Source organism: Terrimonas ferruginea DSM 30193, assembly GCF_000425585.1.
GTDB classification, from domain to species: Bacteria; Bacteroidota; Bacteroidia; order Chitinophagales; family Chitinophagaceae; genus Terrimonas; species Terrimonas ferruginea.
On sequence record NZ_AUDS01000009.1, the window covers coordinates 178,148 to 200,701 of the forward strand.

Here is a 22,554-nt window from a genome sequence, read left to right on the forward strand (position 1 = left end):
ATAGCATGGCAGCAGATCCTCGTTATCCGGTTGGACAGTACGAACCGAAACCATTTTCCATTGAAACAAAAGTGGAATGGCTGGCCGATATCAAGTTTCTTCCGCAGGCACTTGAATATGCCCTGCTCAATCTGAACGAAGATCAATTGCATACGCCTTACCGCGAAGGAGGGTGGACCATTCATCAGCTGGTGCATCACGTTGCGGATAGCCATATCAATGCCTATTGCCGCTTCAAACTCGGTTTGACGGAAGATAATCCGACCATCAAACCCTATGAAGAAAAGCTCTGGGTCACTTTGCATGACGTGGAAAAATTACCGGTCAATGTATCGATAACATTATTGCACGCATTACATCTCCGCTGGTATGAAACGCTGAAATATGTGACGGATGATGAATGGAACAATCGCACGGTGTTTCATCCGGAACAGAAAAAAACAATGCGTTTGTGGTACCTGTTGGGATTGTATGCCTGGCATTGCCGTCACCACGTGGCGCACATCAATGCGCTGCGTGAACAAAAAGGGTGGTAAGTACTATGAAATGGCGAATCCTTTCTTCTGAATATCTCTTTCACGATCTGTGGTTCAAGGTTCGCAAGGACCGCTGCGAAACACCTTCCGGAAAGATCATTGACCCTTATTACGTCTATGAATTTCCCACCTGGGTAGCGGCTGTTCCCATTACGGAAGACGGCCGTGTGATCATGGTGAAGCAATACCGCCATGCGCTTGGTGAAGTCTGCGTCGAAATCCCCGGCGGCTGTATGGATGATACGGATAAAGACCACCAATCGGCCATTGCCAGGGAGCTGCTCGAAGAGACCGGCTACGAATTTTCACAATTCGATTACCTGGGAAGAATATCTGCCAACCCATCCACCAATAATAACCTGCTGCACATGTTTCTCGCCCGCGGCGGCAAAAAAGTTGCCGAGCAACATCTCGACCCCAACGAAGAAATAGAAGTGGAGTTCTGGACCATCGATCAGTTGAAAGCAGCGGTCCGCAACAACGAGATTGTGCAGGCGATGCACGTGACCTGTATTATGTATGCGCTGGAGAAACTAAGGCAAAAGTGAATGGTGAATGGTGAATAGTGAATGGTGAATCGTCAATCGTGAATCGTGAATAGTCAATAGTCAATTGTCATCCCGAAGTTTCGGGAGTGAATGAACAGCCATAAGCTTACATTTTGCGCCTTAATTACTTTGCGCCTTCGCGTGAAAAGCAGCTTCGATATCAAGCAAAGCTGCATAAGGAGCAGAGAGGCAAAGAATTACTAGAAACCAATGCCCGAAGCATCGGGTGGCTGTTTAACCCTACGCCTTACGCCTTATTCCTTCTACCTCACTTCTCCCACTAGAAACACACTGCCGCAAACGAGGATAAGATCATCAGCATGCGCGGCGGCTTTGGCCGTGTTCATTGCATCGTTTACGTTGGCATAAATTTTCCCCTCAAGATTGTATTTGGAAGCTATGGCCTGTAACTCCCCGGCCGGCAGGGCACGTGGCAATGCAGCCTGCGTAAAATAGTATGTTGCCGTTGCCGGCAACAATGCCACTACGGCATCAATGCTTTTGTCCTGCACCATACCGAGAATGATATGCAATTGATGATACGTGGTTACTTCCAGTTGCTCAACGATCTGCCGCATGCCGTCTTCATTGTGTGCCACATCAAGGATAACGGAAGGATGTTCGCTGATGCGTTCCCAACGGCCGTGCAGTCCTGTGAGCCGGCGTACATGTTTCAGTGCTTTGCGAATAACACCCTGTTCGATCTGCCAGCCTTTTTCCCGCAAGGCAGATAAGGCTGTAAGCACGGTCAGCAGATTTTTTACCTGGTAAATACCGGAGAGGTCGAGATGATAACGTTGCGCATCGTTATGGTGGGCTTCTTCTACATTGACTACGAGTTCATGATTTTCCCAGAACCATTCAGTTGCCCGGAATTTATCACCCGCCAGCAATAACGGGGCAACTTTTTCGGTTGCCTGTTGCAGGAAGACCGGTAAGGTTTCGGGTGTTGTTTCACCAATTACTACCGGTACATGCTGTTTGATGATGCCTGCTTTTTCCCCGGCGATTTCAGCAAGTGTATTACCTAAGAGGTATTGATGATCGAGACCGATCTGCGTAATAACGGATAGCTCCGGAGTAATGATGTTGGTACTGTCGAGTCGTCCGCCGAGGCCGGTTTCTATTATGGCAATGTCTACCTGTTCATCTGCAAAATACTCGAAGGCCATGGCTACGGTCAATTCAAAGAAGGAAGGCTCGATGGCATCGATCAGCGGCGCTGCTCTTTTTACAAAATCAACCACCCGATGTTCGGGAATCATTTCACCATCGATGCGTATGCGTTCGCGGAAGTCGTGCAGATGGGGAGAGGTGTAAAGTGCCGTACGGTATCCGGCTTTTTGCAATACGGCTGCCAGCATATGACTCACCGATCCCTTGCCGTTTGTTCCGGCCACATGTATGCTGCGGAACCGCGTGTGCGGATCACCAAGTTCATGACAAAGTTTGATCGTATTGGTGAGATCGGGCTTGAGCGCTGCCGCACCGATACGGCTGAACATCGGCAGACGGGTATAGAGGTAGTCAACTGTTTGTTGATAGTTCATGCGGAATGTGTAAATGTGCCCGATGATATCGGGGCCATGTGTAAATGTGAAATTATGAAATCTCATTTTCACATTCCGCCGAAGGCGGACATATTTACACATTTTTACATTTTGTCTCTATCCACCCAGGAGGAAATTAAACTCATACACCACTACCGACTCATTGTCGGATTTGTTGAAACGGTTGCGGCGGAGCCATTCGCGGACGATATCGATAGCCTGGCCACTGCTGAGGGTAGAACCTCTTTCGGCACCCATATATGTGCCAACGCCGTCAGGAGATACTTTGATTTTTGCCAATACTTTACCGCGGAGGTTTTCACCGGCGTCCATCTTGCTGCCACCGCCGATTACGGTACGGTTACCGCTCACCATGCGCGGACCAGCTCCACGTCCGCCACCACTTCCGCGTCCACCACCTGCACCGGTACCTGAACCGCCACCCTGGCCGCTGCCATTGCCTACACCTGATCCTGTACCAGCACCACCGGGACGGGTATATACTGCGGCTTCATTGCCACCGGTGCCATTGCCATTGGTAGTAGCGCCTGTATAAGTTGGCTTACGCACAGGCTGCGGCGCTGTTGTTACAGGCGGAGCCGGCGTTTTATTGGGGGAAGTATTTTTATTGACCTCTTTTGCCTCGGGGCGCGGAACTTCAGGTTTTATGACGGGCGGGCTTGTTTTTTCCGGAGGAAATTCGTCTACGTCCTTCGATAATTCATCTTCTCCGGGCTGAGGAGGCGTATAAGGTGCCGTACCGGCTTTACCGGGCGCTTCAACGGGGTTACCACCACCGCCGCCGCCGCTTACGGGGCCGGGAGGCAGCACGGGCTCTGCTTCCGGGGGAAGCTGCAGATCCACCGTAATGCCTTCCTCCATCGGGGGAGGCTGCATAACCACAACGGGATGCTTCCACAGGATCATGATCAGCAACAACAACCCGGCAATGCCCAGGGTCATCAATGCTGCCTGCGTATTCTTTCTGTTTTCAAATGTTGCTGCGGTCATGGTCAGTACGTTACTCATACAAATGTATCTTTTGTTCGGCGATTATAATACCCGCAGGTTTTCCACACCTGTTATTAAACGACGCAAAGGGCGTACGCATTTCATATATGAAATGTTAAAAAGTTTTGTTAAGACAATACACAAGCCCATTCAGGGCTTTTCCCCGCATTTTCAGGTCTTGGTTGGCAAAAGTGTTAATTTCGTGTTTTAGTTCCCTTATGAAGAAATACGCAATCATCGTAGCCGGCGGCACAGGTTCCAGAATGGGTAGCCAGACTCCTAAACAATTCCTGTTGCTTCGCGACAAACCGGTGCTTTATTATACGCTCAAAACATTTTTCGATGCTTACGACGATCTGCAGGTGATCCTCGTGTTGCCCGTAGATTATACGGACATGGGCCAGGAAATCATCGATGCCTGGTTCGATCAGGACCGGATCCGTATTACGGCTGGCGGTGATACCCGTTTCCAATCGGTTAAAAACGGATTGGAGCTTGTGGAAGACGAATCCATCGTTTTTGTACACGATGCCGTGCGTTGCCTGCTCTCCACCAATCTTATTCATCGTTGTTATGAACAGACACTGGAAACAGGTTCTGCTATTCCCGCGCTCGCCAGCCGCGACAGCGTACGCATCGTAAGCGAAGACAACAGCGATGCCATCGACCGCAACACGGTGATGTTGATACAGACACCCCAGACATTCCACAGCAAGCTCATCGTGCCTGCCTTCCAGATCGATTACAAAGACAAATTCACCGATGAAGCCACGGTTGTCGAAGCATTTGGTATGAAAGTAACATTGGTAGAAGGCGAGGAGCAAAATATCAAACTCACACGCCCGATCGATATGTTTATTGCGGAGCGGCTTTTAGAGCAGTCAGTGAATGCCTAGATGCTGCGGAATGTGTAAATGTGCCCGCCCGTGGCGGGGCCATGTGAAAATGTTTTTTTGCTACTAATCATTTTCATATTTACACATTTACTCATTTTCACATTGCGCCAAAGGCGCATTACTTCTTCAGCCATTTCAAATAAAACGGCAGCCGGTTGATCCGGATCGCGGGATACCATTCGGGTTGTGCACCGAAACCTTCATAAAAGAAGGCAAGACTATTTATATCGGACCCTTCAAAGTCGAGCAATAACGACTGTCCCGCATGGGTGGTAATAAAATGATCGATCAAAAGATGGGAAGCGCCAACCGTTTTGCCGGCGGGATCATTTCCCACTAAAATATAATAGGCACGTTTACTATCACGAAAGAACACGGCTGATGCCAGCAATTGTTGTTGCGGACCATACACACCGATCGTTTCCGCATTGCCTTGTTCGCGAAGAGCGGTAAACAATTGTCCGAAACGCAAATAATCTTCTTCCTTCGCTGGCGCAATGCTTAATTTGCTCAACGCAATAATATCCTTCAGCGGTATATCCTTTTTTACCACACATCCGAGCTGGATCGCTTTGCGCAGGTTGCGGCGATGCGATTCACGATACACTTTTTTTAGTTCATCCGCGGACCGCGAAAGATCGAGGAGGTAATTTCTGCGCATAATGCCCGGCACATTTTCTCCGCGAAGATCATTGCTGCTATTGAGCGATATTTCCGTCAGCTTGAATTTGGCCGGAATAGCGTTGATAAAATCTTTTACAGACACCGGCGAAGTTGCAAACACGCCAAGCATCGGCGTAAAAGCAGGCTGATACAGGTAATGAATACCGTATTTCTTATTCCAGGTTAGCGGCATCACCGCTTCGTAGTCACCAAGCACCAGGGCATCCCATTGCGGCGCCATGCAGTCAAGATAAAAAGAATGCGCATACAACAAACCGGAAGAACATTTTTCCAAACATTCATCCCATTTCGCCTTGTCCAGGTCTGCGTGCTTGATATATCGGATGGCCGGCATGCAGCTATATTACAGTTCGAGTTCGCGCTGGATTTTCCGCGGACTGAAATTCGATATGTCAATGGAAAAGGAGATCGTTTTCGCCAACCGGGGTAAACCTTTTTTCGCCGATACGGTCGATTGGATATAGTCTTTATACACGCGGCTGTATACCAGCGGTACATAAATATTGATGGTTTCTTTCAGCAACGAGAATTGCAGTCCCGCATCAAAAAGGAAACGGTCCGTATTGGCATTCCGTTCCCATGCGCCGGCGTAGGTGCCGATGTCCGCAAACACCCGTACAGGAAAAGGAAACGGCAACACCGTTGAATGCAGGTTGATCGCGGTCAGCCAGTCATCGGTTTTTCCGATCTTGTTGGCCAACAGATCTGTCCTTACTTTGAATCCGCCATCGCGCACCATGATCTGCTGACTGGCAAAGCCCTGGAATTTGTTGCGGCCGATAAAATAATCGCTGTAGGTATAGTCTTCATAACCATTGGCGCCGGTCATGTTGAGGTGGTAACGGTCGGTGGCAAATTGTTTGGTAAACGTAGCTGCTCCGCTGTAAAAGAATTTTCCTGCAAACACGCGCACCTGCAGTCCGCCATGTTTGGGATAGTTGAAGAAATAATTACCGGTGAATGCGGCGCGGACAAAATCTTTTGCCTGTTCTATTTGCAGTTCGGTTTTGAAGGGGTACAACTTGCGGTTGTTCTCGATTACAAACTTCAGTTGGTTCAACACACGGTTGCCGTCGTTGACACGATAACGGTTTACAAGCGTAGTATCATTACCATTTACCACCGTATCACGGTAAAACTGTAAAGCTTCTTCGTTGATCAGGAATGATTTGAATTGTATGTAACGGTACAACGGACTACGCGCTGATTTTTCCTTAAATACCAGTCGCGCAAAAGGTACGATCTTCCGGAAGCCAAGGCGGGTTTTCGCTCCTTCGGGATCGTTGTATTGATCCATCGTGTAAGCGGCGCCGTTGACACCGATATGCACCTGGCGGAATATTTTTTCGGGGAAAAATGAATAGTTCACAGTACCGGTGCCTGTTAGCCTTTTACTACCGGTTGCCACCATCGGCGCTATAAAAAAACGTAAACGGTTGTCCGAACGCAGATAATTGGTAGCGAGGAACCCGAACATGAACTTGTCATAACTATTAAAGCCCAATGCCGGTGCGATCAGCAAAAGATTGCGGCGTTGGGTCTTACCCATTAATACATCCCCGGTCAGGCCGACGCCGAGATTGAACCCTTTGCGTTTTTGTCCCGGTAAAAATCCTTTCTCATTCAGCAATGCGAAAGGTTGTTCGTTGGATTGTGCGCTGACTGAATCCACTATCTGCCGGAAAGCTTCCGGTGAAGGATGTTTGTGTTGCCATTGCTGGTAGTAGGCCTGCATGGCGCGGCTCAGCGTGCCGGAAGGCAAGGTGGTATCGAGATAATTCAACCAGTCGGCCGTTTTGCCGTAGGCGATCAATCCGTAATTAAGCGTTCCGAACTCGTTGGCAGGCGTATTGACGGGCTGATCAATGCGGCGAAACTGCTTGCCATGGAGCAGGTCTTCACCGATGTCGTTGCCCATTTTCTTTCCATATCTTTCTTTGGTATAAAGACGCTCGTAATAAGCGTTGATGCCTTCGTCGAGCCAGGGATATTGCCGTTCGTTGCTGCCGAGCGCGCTGTAAAACCAATTGTGCCCGATCTCATGCGCGATTACCTGGTCAAGCTCTTTGCCCGAAGTGCCGGGTGCAATGATCGTGATGCCGGGATATTCCATACCGCCGCCCGCACTCAGCGGGCCTTCCACCACGCTTACCTGGTCGTAAGGATATTCACCGACCTCGCGGCTGTAAAAACGCACGCCTGCTTTTGCGAAAGCCAATGCCTCCTGCCAGCTTTTTTTAGAAGCAGGCGCATAATAACTACTTACCGTAATGATCTTGCCGGAAGGCAGCCGGCAGGTATCCTGCTCCACCACAAAACGTTTGTCGGCAAACCAGGCAAAGTCGTGCACATTTTTTTGAGAAAAATATAAAGTCTTGAAGCTGGCAGCTGCGGGCGGATAAAGATTACGTATCGTTTTTACCTGGCCGTATTTATTTTTCTCTTTGCGCGACACGGGCGACCATTCAAAGTTGCGGCGTGTTTTGAGCCATTCTTTTTCCTTGTCGTTCTGCAGGTTGCCGGTGGCGGCCACTACATAGTTTTCAGGTACGTTGATGCGCACATCGTAATTACCGAATTCGCTGTAAAATTCTCCCTGATCGAGGTAGGGCATCGGATGCCAGCCCTGGTGGTCGTACACGGCTGGTTTCGGATACCATTGTGTGACCTGGAATGTTTCGCCCACGTAACCACCTCGGGATACATTGTAAGGAAGTTTGACATGAAAAGGAGTGGTGATATTGGCCGTTGCACCGGGAGCCAGCGGCTCGGGCAGTTCGAGGCGGATGATATCGATATGTTGCGGGTGATCTGAAGTTTCGGCTACTTTTCCGTTTACTTTAAAATCGAGCCGGTTGATGTATCCTTTTTGGTCAGCGTCTGAAAAGTAGAATTGTGTTTTATCGTTTTCCAGCATTTGATCACTGAAAGCGGTGCGGTCATTTTTGTAAGCATTGGGCCATACATGAAACCAGATAAAGTGTAAAGTGTCGGGAGAATGATTGATGTATTCGATGGAGCTGAAACCGTCGAGTGTGCGGTTCTTTTCATTCAGCGTTACTTCGATGGAATGATTAACCTGCTGCTGCCAGTAAGCGCGCTGGGCCCGTGCGCTGAGCAAAGTTGTCAGGAAGCCTATCAGGAGTAGAAAATTTCTCAAAGTAGTTAAGTATAAGTTTTAAGTAAATCTTCTTTACGTCTTTGCTCCTTGTGCATCTTTGCGTGAATTTTTCACGCGGAGTCGCAAAGTAATGAAGGCGCAAAGAGTTCACGGATTGACCAGTCCACCAAAAATAAGCATCCTCCAGCTTTGTACCCTTTTTGACTTTTTACTTTTGAATTTTAACTTATTTCCCTTTCCCCTTTAAGATGATCCGCAATGTATGGATCATGATCTTAAAGTCGAGGGCCAGCGAAACATTTTCCAGGTACAACAGGTCGAACTTGCTGCGTTCCACCATCTGCTCTACATTTTCGGCGTAGCCAAATTGCACCATTCCCCAACTGGTGAGGCCGGGTTTTACGCGCAGCAGGTATTTATAATAAGGAAATGCTTTGGTCAGTTGATCGATATAGTAGCGCCTTTCCGGGCGCGGACCCACGAGGCTCATATCGCCCAGCAGGATGTTCCAGAGTTGTGGTAATTCATCCAGCCGCCATTTACGCATAACGCGGCCCCAGGGCGTGATGCGGGGATCGTTGTCCGAAGAAAGTTTTGGACCGCTCTCTTCGGCGTTGCTGATCATGGAGCGGAACTTATACATGAAAAAAGGCTTGCCTTTGAAACCGATCCGTTCCTGTACATAGATCACGGGACCTTTCGAGGAGAAGCGGACACGCAATGCTACATAGAGCATCAAAGGCCATAGCAGCAACAACCCCGTCAATGAAGCGAGAATATCGATCAGCCGTTTCACCGGTTGTTGCCATTCAGGCATGAGGTTGGTCTTGAGATCGATCAGCACCGTACCGAGTACATTGCTTGTTTTTACTGAGCCGGAAAGGATATCGAGTGTATCGGGACGGATTTTGATCTCTACATCTTTTTCACTGAGCCGGTTAACAAGATCTTCCAGCAGGGAATGCTCGGTTTTATTCAAGGCCAGCACCACCAGGTGTATACGATGTTCGGCAATGATCTGTTCCAGATCGCTGACACTTCCCAACTGAGGCAACTTAACGGTGGCATTATCGTGATCGGTGGGAATAAAACCAACATAATGATAACCGCTGCCGGAAAGATTACGATGCGTTTGACGATAAATAGCGGCAGCCTGTTCGCGGTTGCCAATCATCAGCGTGGGAAACTTGATGCGCTGGGAGAGGATTTGTTTTTTAATGCGGTTGAGCAGAAGCGCTCTTCCGCCAAATGTGAGCAGGAAATGGATCAGTACCAGCCAGCCCGTGCTGCGATAATAATAACTATAGTTGCCGGATGAGTCATTAAGCAGGGTGGCAAAAAACAATACGCTGCATCCAACGAGTGTGCATACAAGCGTATAAGTCAGTTCGGCCAGCCGTGACTTACTGTACAAAGAGCGGTAAGTACCGGCAATCGTATACAGGCTGAGCCATGCCGCCGGTATTACAAAAAGGATAAAGAACCAGTTGCGGGATGATAGGGGAAATAAGGGTTGTTGCAGCAGGTTGCTGCGGATCAGGCAAAAGAAAAACCAGGCTAATGCGGCCGTGCAGTAATCAGCCAGTACATACCAGCCGGGGGATATTTGTTTGGTTTCCCTCATTAACGGGTGATCACGTTGTTGCCGATCTTGCTCAGGATTTGATGTGCCACATCCATTGCCATCAGTCCATCGATCTCGGACACCACCGTGCGTGTATTATTGAGAATGGCATCTCTGAATTCTTCGAGTTCCCGCTTGATGGCATTGACTTCCGGTACTTCCGGATTGGCCACCGCGATGGTTTTCCTGCCGCCGTTGGGCGTGTCGATATCAAAGGCAAATACGTTGGTATCTGAAGGCTCTTTGAGCTTGATGATCTCGGTTTTTTTATTGAGAAAATCTACGCCGATGTAAGCGTCCTTCTGGAAGATACGCATCTTACGCATTTTTTTCATGGAAATGCGGCTGCTGGTGAGGTTGGCCACACATCCGTTATCGAACTCGATGCGTACGTTAGCGATATCGGGTGTATCGGTGAGCACTGCCACACCGCTTGCGGAAATATGTTTTACATCACTGTTGACAATGCTCAGGATGATGTCGATGTCGTGGATCATGAGATCGAGGATCACACTTACTTCGGTGCCACGCGGATTGAACTGTGCCAGGCGATGCACTTCGATAAACATCGGTGACAACGTTACGTCTTTCAACGCAAGGAAGGCCGGATTGAAACGCTCCACATGACCTACCTGCATCTTGATGTTGGATTCCTTGGCCAGTTTTACGAGCTGACGGGCTTCCTCCATGGTATGCGCCAGTGGTTTTTCTACGAAAACGTGTTTGCCCATCCGGATCGCTTTCTCACACCATACAAAATGATGATTGGTTGGCGCTACCACGTCGATGGCATCTACTGCCCCCAGCAAAGTATCGGCATCCAGAAAACGGGGAAGCTGGTATTTGTCTGATACGGCTTTGGCATTGTCGTCATCCGGATCATAGAAACCGACAACTTCCACGCCGCTGATCTCTCTCCAGTTATTGAGATGAAATTTTCCTAAATGGCCTACGCCGATTATCCCGATCCGTAGCATAGTAATAGTTTTGGCAGTCGTCAGCGTTTCATCCGGTATTTGCGGTTAACCTTCGGACTGTTGAAATAGTCATTGAGTTCTTTTTCGGACATGGTCATGGCTGCGTCAATAGGCACGTCGACCAATTGTACCTGCACCTGGCGGAGTTCTTCGCGGAGCTTGGCTGTTTTTTTGGCAACGTCGGGATCTTTTTCACCGATGAGCATATTGTCGTTGCGCATATACTGCAGGCGTTTAATAGCTGCGCGGATGATGGTAGCCTGGTTTTGCTCAACACTTTTTTGCGGCGAAGTGGCTTCTTTGATAGGCGTGAGCGCCACACCTACGCTTGGCAACACCTTGCCTGTATTCTGTGAAGACTTATTGGCCGATGTATTGAGGATGGTACCGGTGAGCGCGGTTGACGCTGCGGTAAGATCGAAACCGGTGCGGGCTCCTTTTGTTTTCTTCACCTTGCGGTCGAGCTGGAAGAACACATATTGCAAACGCAATACATAATCTTTAATGGTGCTGTCCACTGCCGCATGCTCCTGCACCGCTCTGGGATAATTGAGCGCATCCCTGACGACAATTTTGATAGTAGCTGTATCACGCACTTTGGTACGGGTAGAGCCGATAAAGGTCAGGATCACGGTTTTCTGTTTGCCTTCATCGTCCTGCGAAACGAAATCATACGGCACATCCCAACTGAATTTTTCATCGCAATGTTTCACCAGTTTGTAATTGCTGATGGGAATGCTGGAAGAAAATAAAATGTCTTCGATAGGAAAGTTGCCGCTTTCGCAGAGCACGTCGAAATTCACGTTCGACCCTTCGTCTACAATGAGGCTGTTGGAAACGGTGAATTTGACTTTGGGCTGAATGACTTCCGTGTTATAGAAAATGAGGATGAAACTGGTGTCTACACGGTCGGTGGGGTCGGAGAGGTTCTGCACGCCGACCTTGACAGAATATTCCACGTCGTACTTCAACTTGCCCGAAAGGAAATAGGAGCGGTCGGGTTTGAAAGAAAGTAAGCCGTTGTCCTTGTTGATCTTCAGGCCAAAGGGTGAACTCTTCAGGTACCAGTAATATTTGGTTGCCTCCTTATTGATCTGCAACTGGTAGGACAGGGCCGAGTCCACGTGCAGGGTAATAAAGGGGTTAAGGTTTTTTATCCGGAGCGGCGTATCGATTTTTACCGGCACTACAGGGGTAGGCAAGGTGTCGACCTGCGCAAAAGCCGGACGGGCGGCCATGACCAGTATAAAGAGACCAACGATCCTGAAGACCCTCATGTGTCTGTTGTTTTTGATTGAATGAGGGCAAATTTAATTCATTTGCCTGTAAAATAATCTTTTGCATACTTTATAAACAGGGTAAAAAGAAACCCCGGCGTAGAAACACCGGGGGTAAACCAAAACCAACTGCTTATGAGAAAAACTTGATAGTATTTTTAAAAGCACCTGTTATTACAGGATGCTTATTTCTTTAGACGCTGTTTTTTGTTCTTCCTTTTTAGGCAAATTCAACGTTAGCACTCCGTTAACATATTTAGCCTCGATCTGATCGGATGCAATTTTTTCATCCAGTGTAAAAGATCTTTTGAAAGAACGGAACCGGTATTCATTCCGGATCGTCTTGCTTTTTTCGTCTTTTGTTTCATCTTCCTTGCGTTCGGCAGAAATGGTGAGGATCTGCTGATCCAGGTTCACCTTGAAATCTGCTTTGTCAAATCCGGGAGCGACGATGTCCAGGGAGTAGCTCTTCTCCGTTTCGGTGATATTCACCGGTACAAATCCTTTCCACTGGGAGGGAGCGTCGTTCTTAAACAAGACGGGCATTTCTGAGAAAAGGTCGTTTACGAAATTGTTAAAGCTTCCATCAAAGCCGCGGCGTCCAAATTTTGCATGTGTCATACAGGTATCGTTTTATTTTTGTTTGATAAGATTAACGACTTTCTCTTGTCAAACCACGGACCATTGCCATTTTTCAGGACATTATGACTGTATTGCGCAATTTTTAGTGCCATAATTTCCGGAATGTTTGATGCTTCTATGACTATATACGTAAGAGAGGCGTGGCAGGGGTTGCAAAACGGCGAACTTTTCTGCGTACATTTGTGTTCCTTATATATTCACGTTATATCAAACTAAATACCGTATGTATCCTGAAGAAATTGTAGTTCCGATGAAAGAGGAGCTGACCGATAATGGTTTTGCTGAATTGCTGACCGCCGGTGAAGTGGATGCCCAGCTCGCTAAAGCGGGTACCACCCTTGTAATGATCAACTCCGTATGTGGTTGTTCGGCCGGATCTGCACGTCCCGGCGTGTTGATCGCTGTAGCCAATGCCAAGCAAAAACCTGATTTCCTGACCACTGTTTTTGCCGGTTTCGATGTGGAAGCGGTAAACAAACTGCGTCAGCACCTGCTGCCTTATCCTCCGTCTTCACCAGCTATTGCGCTGTTTAAGGATGGCAAACTTGTTCATTTTATCGAGCGTCACCAGATCGAAGGCCGTTCAGCCCAGATCATCGCCCACAATCTGCTGGGTGCGTTTGAAGAATATTGCAATTAATTATACAGATCATTGCTGCAGGAACCGGGTTACGTTTTCGTACCCGGTTTCTGTTTTTAGTCAAAGGTTTCCTGTATTTTCGCCCTTACACCATAATTCAACAGCTACATGTATCCCAACCTGTACTACGCGTTCAAAGATTTGTTTGGAGTGGAATGGAGTTTCTTGCGGATTGTTAATTCCTTCGGTTTTTTTGTAGCCATATCTTTTATACTTGCGGCTGTCATTCTCACCAAAGAATTAAAGCGCAAGAGCAAAGAAGGATTATTGCATCCTACAGATATGCAGGTGATGGTTGGGCAGCCTGCAACGGCGGGTGAGATCCTGCTCAATTTCCTGTTTGGTTTCCTTTTCGGTTATAAATTACTTGGTTTCTTTTTCATGGATAAATCCGCTACGGAAGATCCGCAGCAGTTTATCTTTTCCAGTATTGGAAGCTGGCCGGCGGGTATCGGGCTCGGGCTGTTGTTCGCCTTTCTCAAATGGTATGATAAGAACAAACAAAAGCTTCCCAGGCCGGAAAAGCGTACCGTGCGCATCTGGCCGCACGACCGGGTGGGAGAGATCACTATCATTGCATTGGTATTTGGCCTGATCGGTGCCAAAGTATTTGATACACTGGAAAACTGGGATCGTTTTGTAAAGGATCCGTCAACGATATTATCTGTATCAGGTCTTACTTTTTATGGCGGGTTGATCTGTGCGGCAGCGGCCATCTGGTTTTATGCCCGCAAGCACAAAATCGGCTTCTGGCACCTGAACGATGCCGCGGCGCCGGCCTTGATGCTGTCGTACGGCACAGGCCGTATCGGCTGCCAGGTTTCCGGCGATGGCGACTGGGGGATTTTCAATGCCGCCTATCGTTCGCTACCGGAAGGTGGTGTAGCCACCGGGACACCGGAGCAATTCAACCAGGCCCTGCAAACGCACGCTGCCTTTTTCAGCAGTGGCAGTCATGGTACGGAGCATGCCTATTTCACCAAGCCGGGCTGGCTCAATTTCCTGCCCGACTGGATGTTTGCCTACGACTTTCCTCACAACGTCAACGACACCGGTGTGCCGCTGGCCAACTGTGTGGATGCTAAATATTGCAATCATCTGCCGGTACCGGTTTTCCCCACTTCTTTTTATGAAACCCTGCTGTGCCTGGCCTTATTTGGATTGCTTTGGGCTTTCCGCAAGAAGCTGACCATCCCTGGCACGTTGTTCGCGCTGTATTTAATGGTAAATGGTCTTGAGCGTTTTGTGATCGAAAAGATCCGGGTAAACGAGCAGATCAGCTTCCTCGGCTTCCGGCCCACACAGGCGGAAGTGATTTCTTCGCTGCTATTCCTTTCTGGTCTCGGTCTTTGGATCTATCTCCGGAAAACGTACAAAGGGCCACGTAATCCACAGCCTGTAAAACAGGAATAGATGACGGAAAAGCGGTTTAATGCGGGAATGCGGTTATCGAAAGCGTTGTTACTCGGGAGTTTGTAACGGAGGAATAGCGGTTGTACAATAATCGTACCGAATTGTTTTTCAGTAATTTATTCACAAGGGCTATGAGAATCGGCGTTTGCGGTGTATTTTTGCAGACGGTTCGGGACGGTTTTACTTTAGCACTCCATTTGCAACATTCTGCAAACAAAGACTGTCTACTATTCGTTGTTATTAAAACAGACACAAATTACCTATGCGGCAGTTAAAAATTGCAACTCAGATTACCAACAGGGACTCCCAGGCGGTAGAAAAGTACCTCCAGGAGATCTCTAAAATTTCGATGATCACCCCGGAAGAAGAGACCACGCTGGCTCAGCGTATCAAGATGGGTGATCAGCGGGCTCTGGACAAACTGGTTCAGGCCAACCTTCGTTTCGTGGTGTCTGTGGCTAAACAGTATCAACATCAGGGCTTGTCGCTCAGTGACCTTATCAATGAGGGCAACCTGGGTCTGATCAAAGCTGCTCAGCGTTTCGATGAAACCAAAGGTTTCAAATTCATTTCTTATGCGGTATGGTGGATTCGTCAATCCATCCTCCAGGCTTTGGCTGAACAAGGCCGTCTGGTGCGCCTGCCACAAAACAAAATCGGCACTTATAATAAAGCCAACAAAGCCTATATGGCATTCGAGCAGGAGCATGAGCGCGAACCTTCAACTGAAGAACTGGCCGAGCTGCTGGAAATGAGCGAGACGGAAATCAACAACATTTTCCAAAGCAATACCCGTCACACATCCCTCGATGCTCCGGTACACGAAGCGGAGGACGTAGCCATGGGTGACCTGCTGGAAGGTGGCGATGATACCGATGATGACGTAATGAAAGATTCGCTGCGCAACGAGATCCGCCGGGTACTGAAGTCACTTTCTCCCCGTGAAGCGGAAATTGTAAACGCTTATTTCGGTCTGGATGGCGAACAGGGAGTTACCATCGAACAGATCGGACAGAAATACGATCTTACCAAAGAACGTATCCGCCAGATCAAAGAACGGGCGATCAAACGCCTGCAAAAGGCCCGGTACAGCAGTGCACTGAAAGCTTACCTCGGCTAAAAATATGGTTTCCACCGGGTTAATTCCCGTTGGGTTTATAGAGAAACAGCGCTGGTCATTGATCAGCGCTGTTGTTTTTTGGGCAATGAGTGAATGAGTGAATGGGTGAATGGGTGAATGGGTGAATGGTGAATGGGTGAATGGTGAATAGTGAATGGTGAATGGTGAATAGTGAATAGTGAATAGTGAATAATGAATTAGGATATATGGCTGTACCTATTACTATTACCTATAAACGGCTGTTTTCATCACGCCACCGTTGGTCTCCAGACCAACGGACCCGCTCATCCTTAAGTTATGTACGAAGTTGACCTTAACCTGTCAAAGAAGCATGACGCTTGCTTGTCGGTCGGGAGACCAACAAGGGTACTAATTGCTTTTTTGGGACAACAGGTCAATAAGTGAATGGTGAATGGTGAATAGTGAATAGGTGAAACGAGCCTGGTCGGCTGTTTACTTACAACTTATAACTTATAACGGCTGTTTTTACCTGAATATAAATTTTTTCTAAATAGTAAACTTAGTTGTCTATTCTCTCCCTATATTTGCATCTTGTTTTTACTGCCTTGTAAAACAAAGCGATGGCAACGCTGTTATTCAGCTTTATCATCCGGACAGATTTCTTGCCTTTACGCTCATCAAGTTTATACGAAAGACGACTCATGAACCGACTAGTTTTGTTATTCCTCTTACTGGCAGGCGGAGCAGCCTACGGACAACAGCCAACCGGCGACAGTCTGTTACAGGACGCCTCACTGCCCAATGTGATCCGCTATGCGATCAAAAACCAGCCCCGCGTGCAACAGGCACTCGTTGATGAAAAGATCACCGATCTGCAAATCAAATCACGGCTCGCCGACTGGTATCCACAGGTAAATTTTAATTACATCTATCAGCACAATTTCCAGGTGCAGACAAATATCATTGGTGGCAACCCGGTGCGTCTCGGTGTGGCTAACACCTCGGCATTCCAGTTTGGTGCCACGCAAACGATCTTCAACCGGGATGTGTTGCTCGCCAACCGCACACGCAATGAAGTGCGCCTGCAGGCCCGCCAGCAGTCGGAAAACACACGCATCGACATTGCATCAGATGTATCCAAGGCTTTCTACGATGTGCTCGCCACCCAGCAGCAGATCAGGGTTTCGGATGAAAATATCGTGCGCCTGGAACGCAGCCTTCGCGATGCACGCGCACAATACGATGCCGGTGTGGTGGATAAAACCGACTACAAAAGAGCTACCATCGCGCTCAACAATGCACGCGCACTGCGCAAGTCCAACGAAGAAGCACTGAAAGCAAAAACCGAATACCTCAAAGCGCTGATGAACTATCCCGAGACCGGCGAACTGAAGATCGTCTACGACAGTGCCACACTCGAACACGAGATTCCTGTGGATACTATGCAGGGTGTTGATTATTCACGCCGCATCGAATACCAGTTGCTCGAAACACAACGCCGCCTGCAGGAGGCCAATGTGCAATACAACCGCTGGAGCTACCTGCCCTCGCTCAGTGCCAATGGCGCTTACAACCTGAACTACCTCAATGATCAGTTCAGCAAATTGTACAACAATTCTTTCCCGGCTTCTTATGCGGGATTGACACTGGCCTTCCCGATTTTCCAGGGAGGTAAACGGAAGTACAACCTGGAACAGTCGAAATGGCAACTCAAACGCACCGATCTCGAGATCACCAATCTGAAGAATTCGGTAAATGCAGAGTATGCCAGTGCACTGGCCGCTTATAAATCAGCATTGGTAAACTACCTCGCCGTCCGCGACAACGTGGAGCTGGCGCAGGAAGTATACGATGTGATCAACCTTCAGTATCGCTCCGGTATCAAAACCTACCTGGAAGTAATCACTTCAGAAACCGATCTGCGCACGGCACAGATCAATTATTTCAACGCGCTTTACCAGGTGCTGAGCAGCAAGATCGATGTGCAACGCACCAAAGGCGACCTGAAATACTAAACCATCATCATATCATTTATCCGGAATAAACACATTATGAACACTAGATTTTATTCTTTACTGGGTCTTCTTTTCGTTTTGGCTTCCTGCGGCAACAAACAGCAGCAACAGCAGGGGCCGCCACCCGCGGTGCCCGTTACCGTTGAAGAAGTGACCACCACAGATGCCCGGTATTTCGACGAATATCCCGCTACCGTAGTGGCACTCAACCAAACAGAACTGCGTCCGCAGGTGACCGGTTATATCACCGGCATTTATTTCAAAGACGGACAAAAAGTAGTGAAAGGCCAAAAGCTTTACTCTATTGATCAGCAGCTCTACTCAGCCAACTACCAACAGGCATTGGCAAATGTGGCGGTACAGGAAACCAACCTGCTGAAAGCGCAGAAGGACGCCGACCGTTATCATGAGCTCGATAAAAAAGATGCGATCGCCAAACAGCAGGTTGACTATGCCGATGCCGCACTGGCCGCCGCCCGGAAACAACTCGACGCTTCCAAAGCCGCTGCCAATGCCGTTCGTGCTAATGTGAGTTTTGCTACTATCTATGCTCCTTTCACCGGTACCATCGGCATCTCACAGGTGCGTACAGGTACTTCGGTAGTCGCCGGCCAGACGATCCTGAACACGGTTTCCGCAGATAATCCCATTGCCGTTGACTTTGCGGTTGATCAGAAAGAAATCTTCCGTTTTGCGCAGTTGCAGGAGAAAGGGCAGGCGGCCAACGATTCAACATTTACTGTTGCATTCGGCACCGACGTTTATCCCTTCCCCGGCAAAATCACTGCTATCGACCGCGCAGTGGATCCGCAGACCGGAACCATCCGCACGCGCCTCAGTTTTCCCAATGACAAAAACATGCTGAAGGCCGGTATGACGGCCACCGTGCGCGTGATTGCCAGTGCCAAAGAGGCGACAGTACAAATTCCCTTCAAAGCAGTTACCGAGCAACTGGGCGACTTCTTCGTTTATGTAGTAGGCGACAGCAGCAAGGTGACGCAGCGTAAAGTGGTGATGGGCCGCCAACTGGGCGACCGTGTGATGATCCGCGAAGGCCTGAAGCCCGGAGAAAAAATTGTGGTACAGGGTGTGCAGAACCTCCGTGAAGGTGCCGTGATCACCACCGCTGCTCCTCAGCAGCCCGGTGCTCCCGGTGGTGCAGCTGCCCCGAAGAAATAATTGTCCGCCGGAGGCTGACAAAAGACGATATTAAATACCTAACCGGGTGTCCCGAAGGTGCATACCTTTTTTACATCCTTTTCCGACAGAAAGATGATAGCAGACGTTTTTATAAAAAGACCGGTTACCGCCATCGTGATATCTATCGTACTCGTACTGGTAGGTATCATTTCCCTGATGAATCTCCCGATTGCCCAATACCCCGAGATTTCACCGCCCACGGTGTCCATCTCCGGTAACTTTACGGGAGCCGATGCACAAACCGTAGAACAAACCACCACCACCGCCATCGAAACACAGGTGAACGGTACACCGGGCATGACCTACATGACCAGTAACAGTACCAGCAGCGGCCAGGCCAGCATCACCGTGAACTTCGAGGTGGGTACGGATATCAATATTGCCACACTCGACGTACAGAACCGCGTGAGTGTAGCAGAACCTTCGTTACCCGATGCCGTAAAACGACTGGGACTTACCGTACGTAAACGGAACCCCAGTATCATGATGGCGCTTGCATTCTATTCTCCGAATGGTACACGCGACGCAACGTTTATCGGTAACTATGTAAACCTCTATGTGAAGGATGCCTTGCTGCGTGTAAAGGGTGTGGGTGATATCTTCTCCCGTGCCGACGACTTCAGTATGCGTATCTGGCTCAATCCTGAAAAACTTGCGGCCTTAGGCATGACGCCTGCCGAAGTAAATGCGGCCTTGCAGGAGCAAAACCTGCAGAGTGCAGCCGGTACCATTGGTGGCAACCCTCAGCCCAACCAGCAGACATTTGAATACAGCGTACTGACCAATAGCCGGATCAGTACAAAAGAACAATTCGAGAGTATCATCGTCCGCTCACGTCCGCAGGACGGAAGTGTGGTGTACCTGCGCGATGTGGCACGGGTTGAACTCGGTAAATTCGATTACAACGCCAACGCACTCGTAAATGGTAAACCTGCAGCCTTCGTGCTGATCTACCAGGCGCCCGGTGCCAACGCACTCGATACCTACGAAGGCATCAACAAGACTTTGGCTGAGCTTCGCAAAACATTCCCCAAAGACGTAGACTACCTTGTGCCGCTGGAAACAGCTACCGTGGTAGACGTATCCATCGACGAAGTGGTACACACCCTGGTGGAAGCGCTGGTGCTGGTGGTATTGGTGGTGTTCCTCTTCCTGCAAAGCTGGAGAGCCACATTGATCCCGATCCTTGCGATTCCGGTGTCACTGATCGGTACGTTTATTTTCTTCGGACCCTTGGGCTTTACCATCAACACGCTTACATTATTTGCATTCGTACTGGCTATCGGTATTGTGGTGGATGATGCCATCGTAGTGGTGGAAGCGGTACAGCATAATATCGACCACGAAAAGATGTCGCCGAAAGAAGCCACGCGCAAGGCGATGAAAGAAATCTCCGGACCCGTAATCGCCATTGCCCTGATCCTTGCGGCGGTATTCGTACCGGTTGGATTTATTCCCGGCATTGTGGGGCGGCTCTACCAGCAGTTTGCGATCACCATTGCGGTATCCGTACTGATCTCCGCATTTGTGGCACTGTCGCTGACGCCAGCCCTTTGTACATTGATGCTGAAACCTTCCAAACCGGAAGGAGCCAAGCTCAACCTGCTGGAGAAATTCTTTGCCTGGTTCAACCGCGTATTCGGCCGGCTGACCAATAGTTATACCCGTGGAGTAGGTGGGTGGATCCGCCGCACGCCGCTGGTGCTGGTGATGATGGTGGCGCTCTTCGTGGGGCTGTTCTTCCTTTTCAAGAATAAACCGGGCGGATTCATTCCTACCGAAGACGAAGGCCGTCTTTATGTGACGTATGAAATGCCGGAAGCCACTTCAACCACGCGGAGTATTACTATGATAAAAGATATCATGAGACGTGTGAAAGAAATCCCTGAAGTAGATGTGGTGGGAGGTCTTGCCGGTTTGAATATTATCAACTTTTCCAACAAGTCCAATGTAGGTACAATGTTCGTGAAGCTGCATCCCTGGTCGCAACGGAAAGGCAGCGAACACCACGTGCAGGCGGTGATCAATAAGATACGTGCTGCAACGGCCGATATCAAGGAAGCACGGGTAATGCCCATTGCGCCGCCGGCCATCCCTGGCCTCGGTGCCACTGCCGGTTTTACTTTTGAGTTGCAACAGATAGGCAGCACGGATAATGTTCAGCAGTTTGAGCAGGTGGCCAAAGACTTCCTCGCCAAACTCAACCAGCGTCCGGAAGCATTTGGTTATACCTTCTTCAATGCCCGTACCCCGAGCTACCAGGTCGATGTGGACAAGGAGCAGGCGAAGAAAATGGGCGTGCTGGTTTCCGATGTGTATTCAACCTTGTCCAATTATCTCGGTAGTAGTTATGTAAATGACTTCAACCTGTACGGAAGAAACTTCCGTGTGATGTCGCAGGCCGACAGTGCCTATCGCGGAAGCCTCGATAAGATCCAGAAATTCTATGTGCGCAACAACCAGGGCAATATGATCCCGCTGGGATCGCTGATCACGGAGAAGATCGTGGAGGCGCCTTCGGTTATTTCGCATTACAACGTATATCGCGCTATCGAAATCAACGGTCAGCCGAAGCCCGGATTCAGTAGCGGACAGGCCATTGAAGCGCTGAAAGAGGTGGCTAAAACATTGCCCGCGGGTTATGGATATGAGTTTTCAGGTATGAGCCGTGAGGAAATCGCCGCGGGTAACCAGCAGGCGGTGATCTTTGCCATCTCTATCGTATTCGTGTTCCTGTTCCTTGCAGCGCTCTATGAAAGCTGGTCGGTACCGTTCTCCGTATTGTTTGCCGTACCGATCGGCGCCTTCGGTTCGATCCTGACACTCACATTGCTGCCAAGCCTGAGCAACAACATCTACGCGCAGATCGGTCTGATTACACTGATCGGTCTCGCTGCCAAAAACGCGATCCTGATCGTGGAGTTTGCGAAGGAAAGGGTAGACCGCGGTATCGATATTATTCATGCCACGCTGCAGGCCGTGCGGTTGCGCCTGCGTCCGATCGTGATGACCTCACTGGCGTTTATCCTCGGTGTAGTGCCGCTGATGATCGCAAGCGGTGCGGCCGCTGAAAGCCGTAAGACCATCGGCTGGACCGTATTCGGCGGTATGCTGGCAGCTACCACACTCGCGATCTTCGTGGTGCCTGTATTGTTTGCGCTTATCACCAAACTGGCTTATGGCAAAAAGCTGAAGCAGTTGCAGGAAGAGCAGCGTAAACAGGCCGAAGTGGACAGGAAGATAGCAGGGGAGTTATAAGTTTTAAGTTATAAGTTAACAGCCATGGCTCGTGCATACACGAGCCATGGCTGTTTTTTCACGAAATGGTTGATCTGTCGC

The 22,554-nt window shown here is 49.1% G+C and carries 17 protein-coding genes; 9 read left to right on the top strand and 8 right to left on the bottom strand.

Features of this window, described 5'->3' with window-relative positions; translation table 11 throughout:
- Window positions 1-5 precede the first annotated feature (5 nt).
- Together H608_RS0102295 and H608_RS0102300 are read left to right on the top strand one after the other, a co-directional pair.
- On the top strand, window positions 6-536 hold the full coding sequence (locus tag H608_RS0102295) for a YfiT family bacillithiol transferase (RefSeq protein WP_028786254.1): 531 nt from the start codon (window positions 6-8) through the stop codon (window positions 534-536).
- A gap of 5 nt (window positions 537-541) precedes the next feature.
- Window positions 542-1,084 carry an NUDIX hydrolase gene (locus H608_RS0102300; RefSeq protein WP_028786255.1) on the top strand — a complete coding sequence of 181 codons (543 nt, stop codon included), beginning with the start codon at window positions 542-544 and terminating at the stop codon, window positions 1,082-1,084.
- Between the two features lie 263 nt (window positions 1,085-1,347).
- On the opposite strand, the gene H608_RS0102305 is transcribed toward H608_RS0102300, so the two are convergent.
- A complete protein-coding gene (locus H608_RS0102305; protein WP_245565708.1) occupies window positions 1,348-2,700 on the bottom strand; it encodes a bifunctional folylpolyglutamate synthase/dihydrofolate synthase in 1,353 nt (450 codons plus the stop codon).
- Window positions 2,701-2,751: 51 nt separating this feature from the next.
- A complete protein-coding gene (locus H608_RS0102310) occupies window positions 2,752-3,663 on the bottom strand; it encodes a hypothetical protein (protein ID WP_155990016.1) in 912 nt (303 codons plus the stop codon).
- A gap of 200 nt (window positions 3,664-3,863) precedes the next feature.
- Here H608_RS0102310 and H608_RS0102320 point away from each other — a divergent pair, with 200 nt between their 5' ends.
- Complete coding sequence (locus H608_RS0102320; RefSeq protein ID WP_028786259.1) at window positions 3,864-4,541, top strand: 2-C-methyl-D-erythritol 4-phosphate cytidylyltransferase; 678 nt, start codon at window positions 3,864-3,866, stop codon at window positions 4,539-4,541.
- A gap of 118 nt (window positions 4,542-4,659) precedes the next feature.
- On the opposite strand, the gene H608_RS0102330 is transcribed toward H608_RS0102320, so the two are convergent.
- The 6 genes from H608_RS0102330 to H608_RS0102355 form a co-directional block, all read right to left on the bottom strand.
- The gene (locus H608_RS0102330; protein WP_028786260.1) at window positions 4,660-5,559 is read right to left on the bottom strand and encodes a GNAT family N-acetyltransferase; all 900 of its coding nucleotides are present in this window, start codon (window positions 5,557-5,559) and stop codon (window positions 4,660-4,662) included.
- A gap of 9 nt (window positions 5,560-5,568) precedes the next feature.
- Complete coding sequence (locus H608_RS23325) at window positions 5,569-8,385, bottom strand: M1 family metallopeptidase (protein ID WP_155990017.1); 2,817 nt, start codon at window positions 8,383-8,385, stop codon at window positions 5,569-5,571.
- Between the two features lie 187 nt (window positions 8,386-8,572).
- Entirely contained in the window at window positions 8,573-9,970 is a 1,398-nt protein-coding gene (locus H608_RS0102340) for a sugar transferase (protein ID WP_028786261.1), read from the bottom strand.
- Window positions 9,970-10,947 (bottom strand): Gfo/Idh/MocA family oxidoreductase, encoded by a 978-nt coding sequence (locus tag H608_RS0102345; RefSeq protein WP_028786262.1) that lies wholly within the window; start codon window positions 10,945-10,947, stop codon window positions 9,970-9,972. The genes H608_RS0102340 and H608_RS0102345 overlap by 1 nt, the downstream gene beginning before the upstream one ends.
- Before the next feature lie 20 nt (window positions 10,948-10,967).
- Window positions 10,968-12,224, bottom strand: a complete 1,257-nt coding sequence (locus tag H608_RS0102350; protein ID WP_038006824.1) for a hypothetical protein — start codon at window positions 12,222-12,224, stop codon at window positions 10,968-10,970.
- Between the two features lie 174 nt (window positions 12,225-12,398).
- Complete coding sequence (locus H608_RS0102355; protein ID WP_028786264.1) at window positions 12,399-12,845, bottom strand: Hsp20/alpha crystallin family protein; 447 nt, start codon at window positions 12,843-12,845, stop codon at window positions 12,399-12,401.
- Window positions 12,846-13,089: 244 nt separating this feature from the next.
- On the opposite strand from H608_RS0102355, the gene H608_RS0102360 reads away from it, so the two are divergent.
- The 6 genes from H608_RS0102360 (at window position 13,090) to H608_RS0102385 (ending at window position 22,473) form a co-directional block, all read left to right on the top strand.
- The gene (locus H608_RS0102360; RefSeq protein ID WP_028786265.1) at window positions 13,090-13,506 is read left to right on the top strand and encodes a BrxA/BrxB family bacilliredoxin; all 417 of its coding nucleotides are present in this window, start codon (window positions 13,090-13,092) and stop codon (window positions 13,504-13,506) included.
- Window positions 13,507-13,614: 108 nt separating this feature from the next.
- Window positions 13,615-14,919, top strand: a complete 1,305-nt coding sequence (locus H608_RS0102365) for a prolipoprotein diacylglyceryl transferase (RefSeq protein ID WP_028786266.1) — start codon at window positions 13,615-13,617, stop codon at window positions 14,917-14,919.
- A gap of 262 nt (window positions 14,920-15,181) precedes the next feature.
- Complete coding sequence (locus H608_RS0102370; protein ID WP_028786267.1) at window positions 15,182-16,039, top strand: sigma-70 family RNA polymerase sigma factor; 858 nt, start codon at window positions 15,182-15,184, stop codon at window positions 16,037-16,039.
- A gap of 662 nt (window positions 16,040-16,701) precedes the next feature.
- Window positions 16,702-18,015, top strand: a complete 1,314-nt coding sequence (locus H608_RS0102375; protein ID WP_038006826.1) for a TolC family protein — start codon at window positions 16,702-16,704, stop codon at window positions 18,013-18,015.
- Window positions 18,016-18,051: 36 nt separating this feature from the next.
- On the top strand, window positions 18,052-19,194 hold the full coding sequence (locus H608_RS20965) for an efflux RND transporter periplasmic adaptor subunit (RefSeq protein ID WP_038006828.1): 1,143 nt from the start codon (window positions 18,052-18,054) through the stop codon (window positions 19,192-19,194).
- A 93-nt stretch (window positions 19,195-19,287) separates the two neighbouring features.
- Window positions 19,288-22,473: an efflux RND transporter permease subunit gene (locus H608_RS0102385; RefSeq protein ID WP_028786269.1), complete on the top strand. Its 3,186-nt coding sequence runs from the start codon at window positions 19,288-19,290 to the stop codon at window positions 22,471-22,473.
- Window positions 22,474-22,554: the final 81 nt, after the last annotated feature.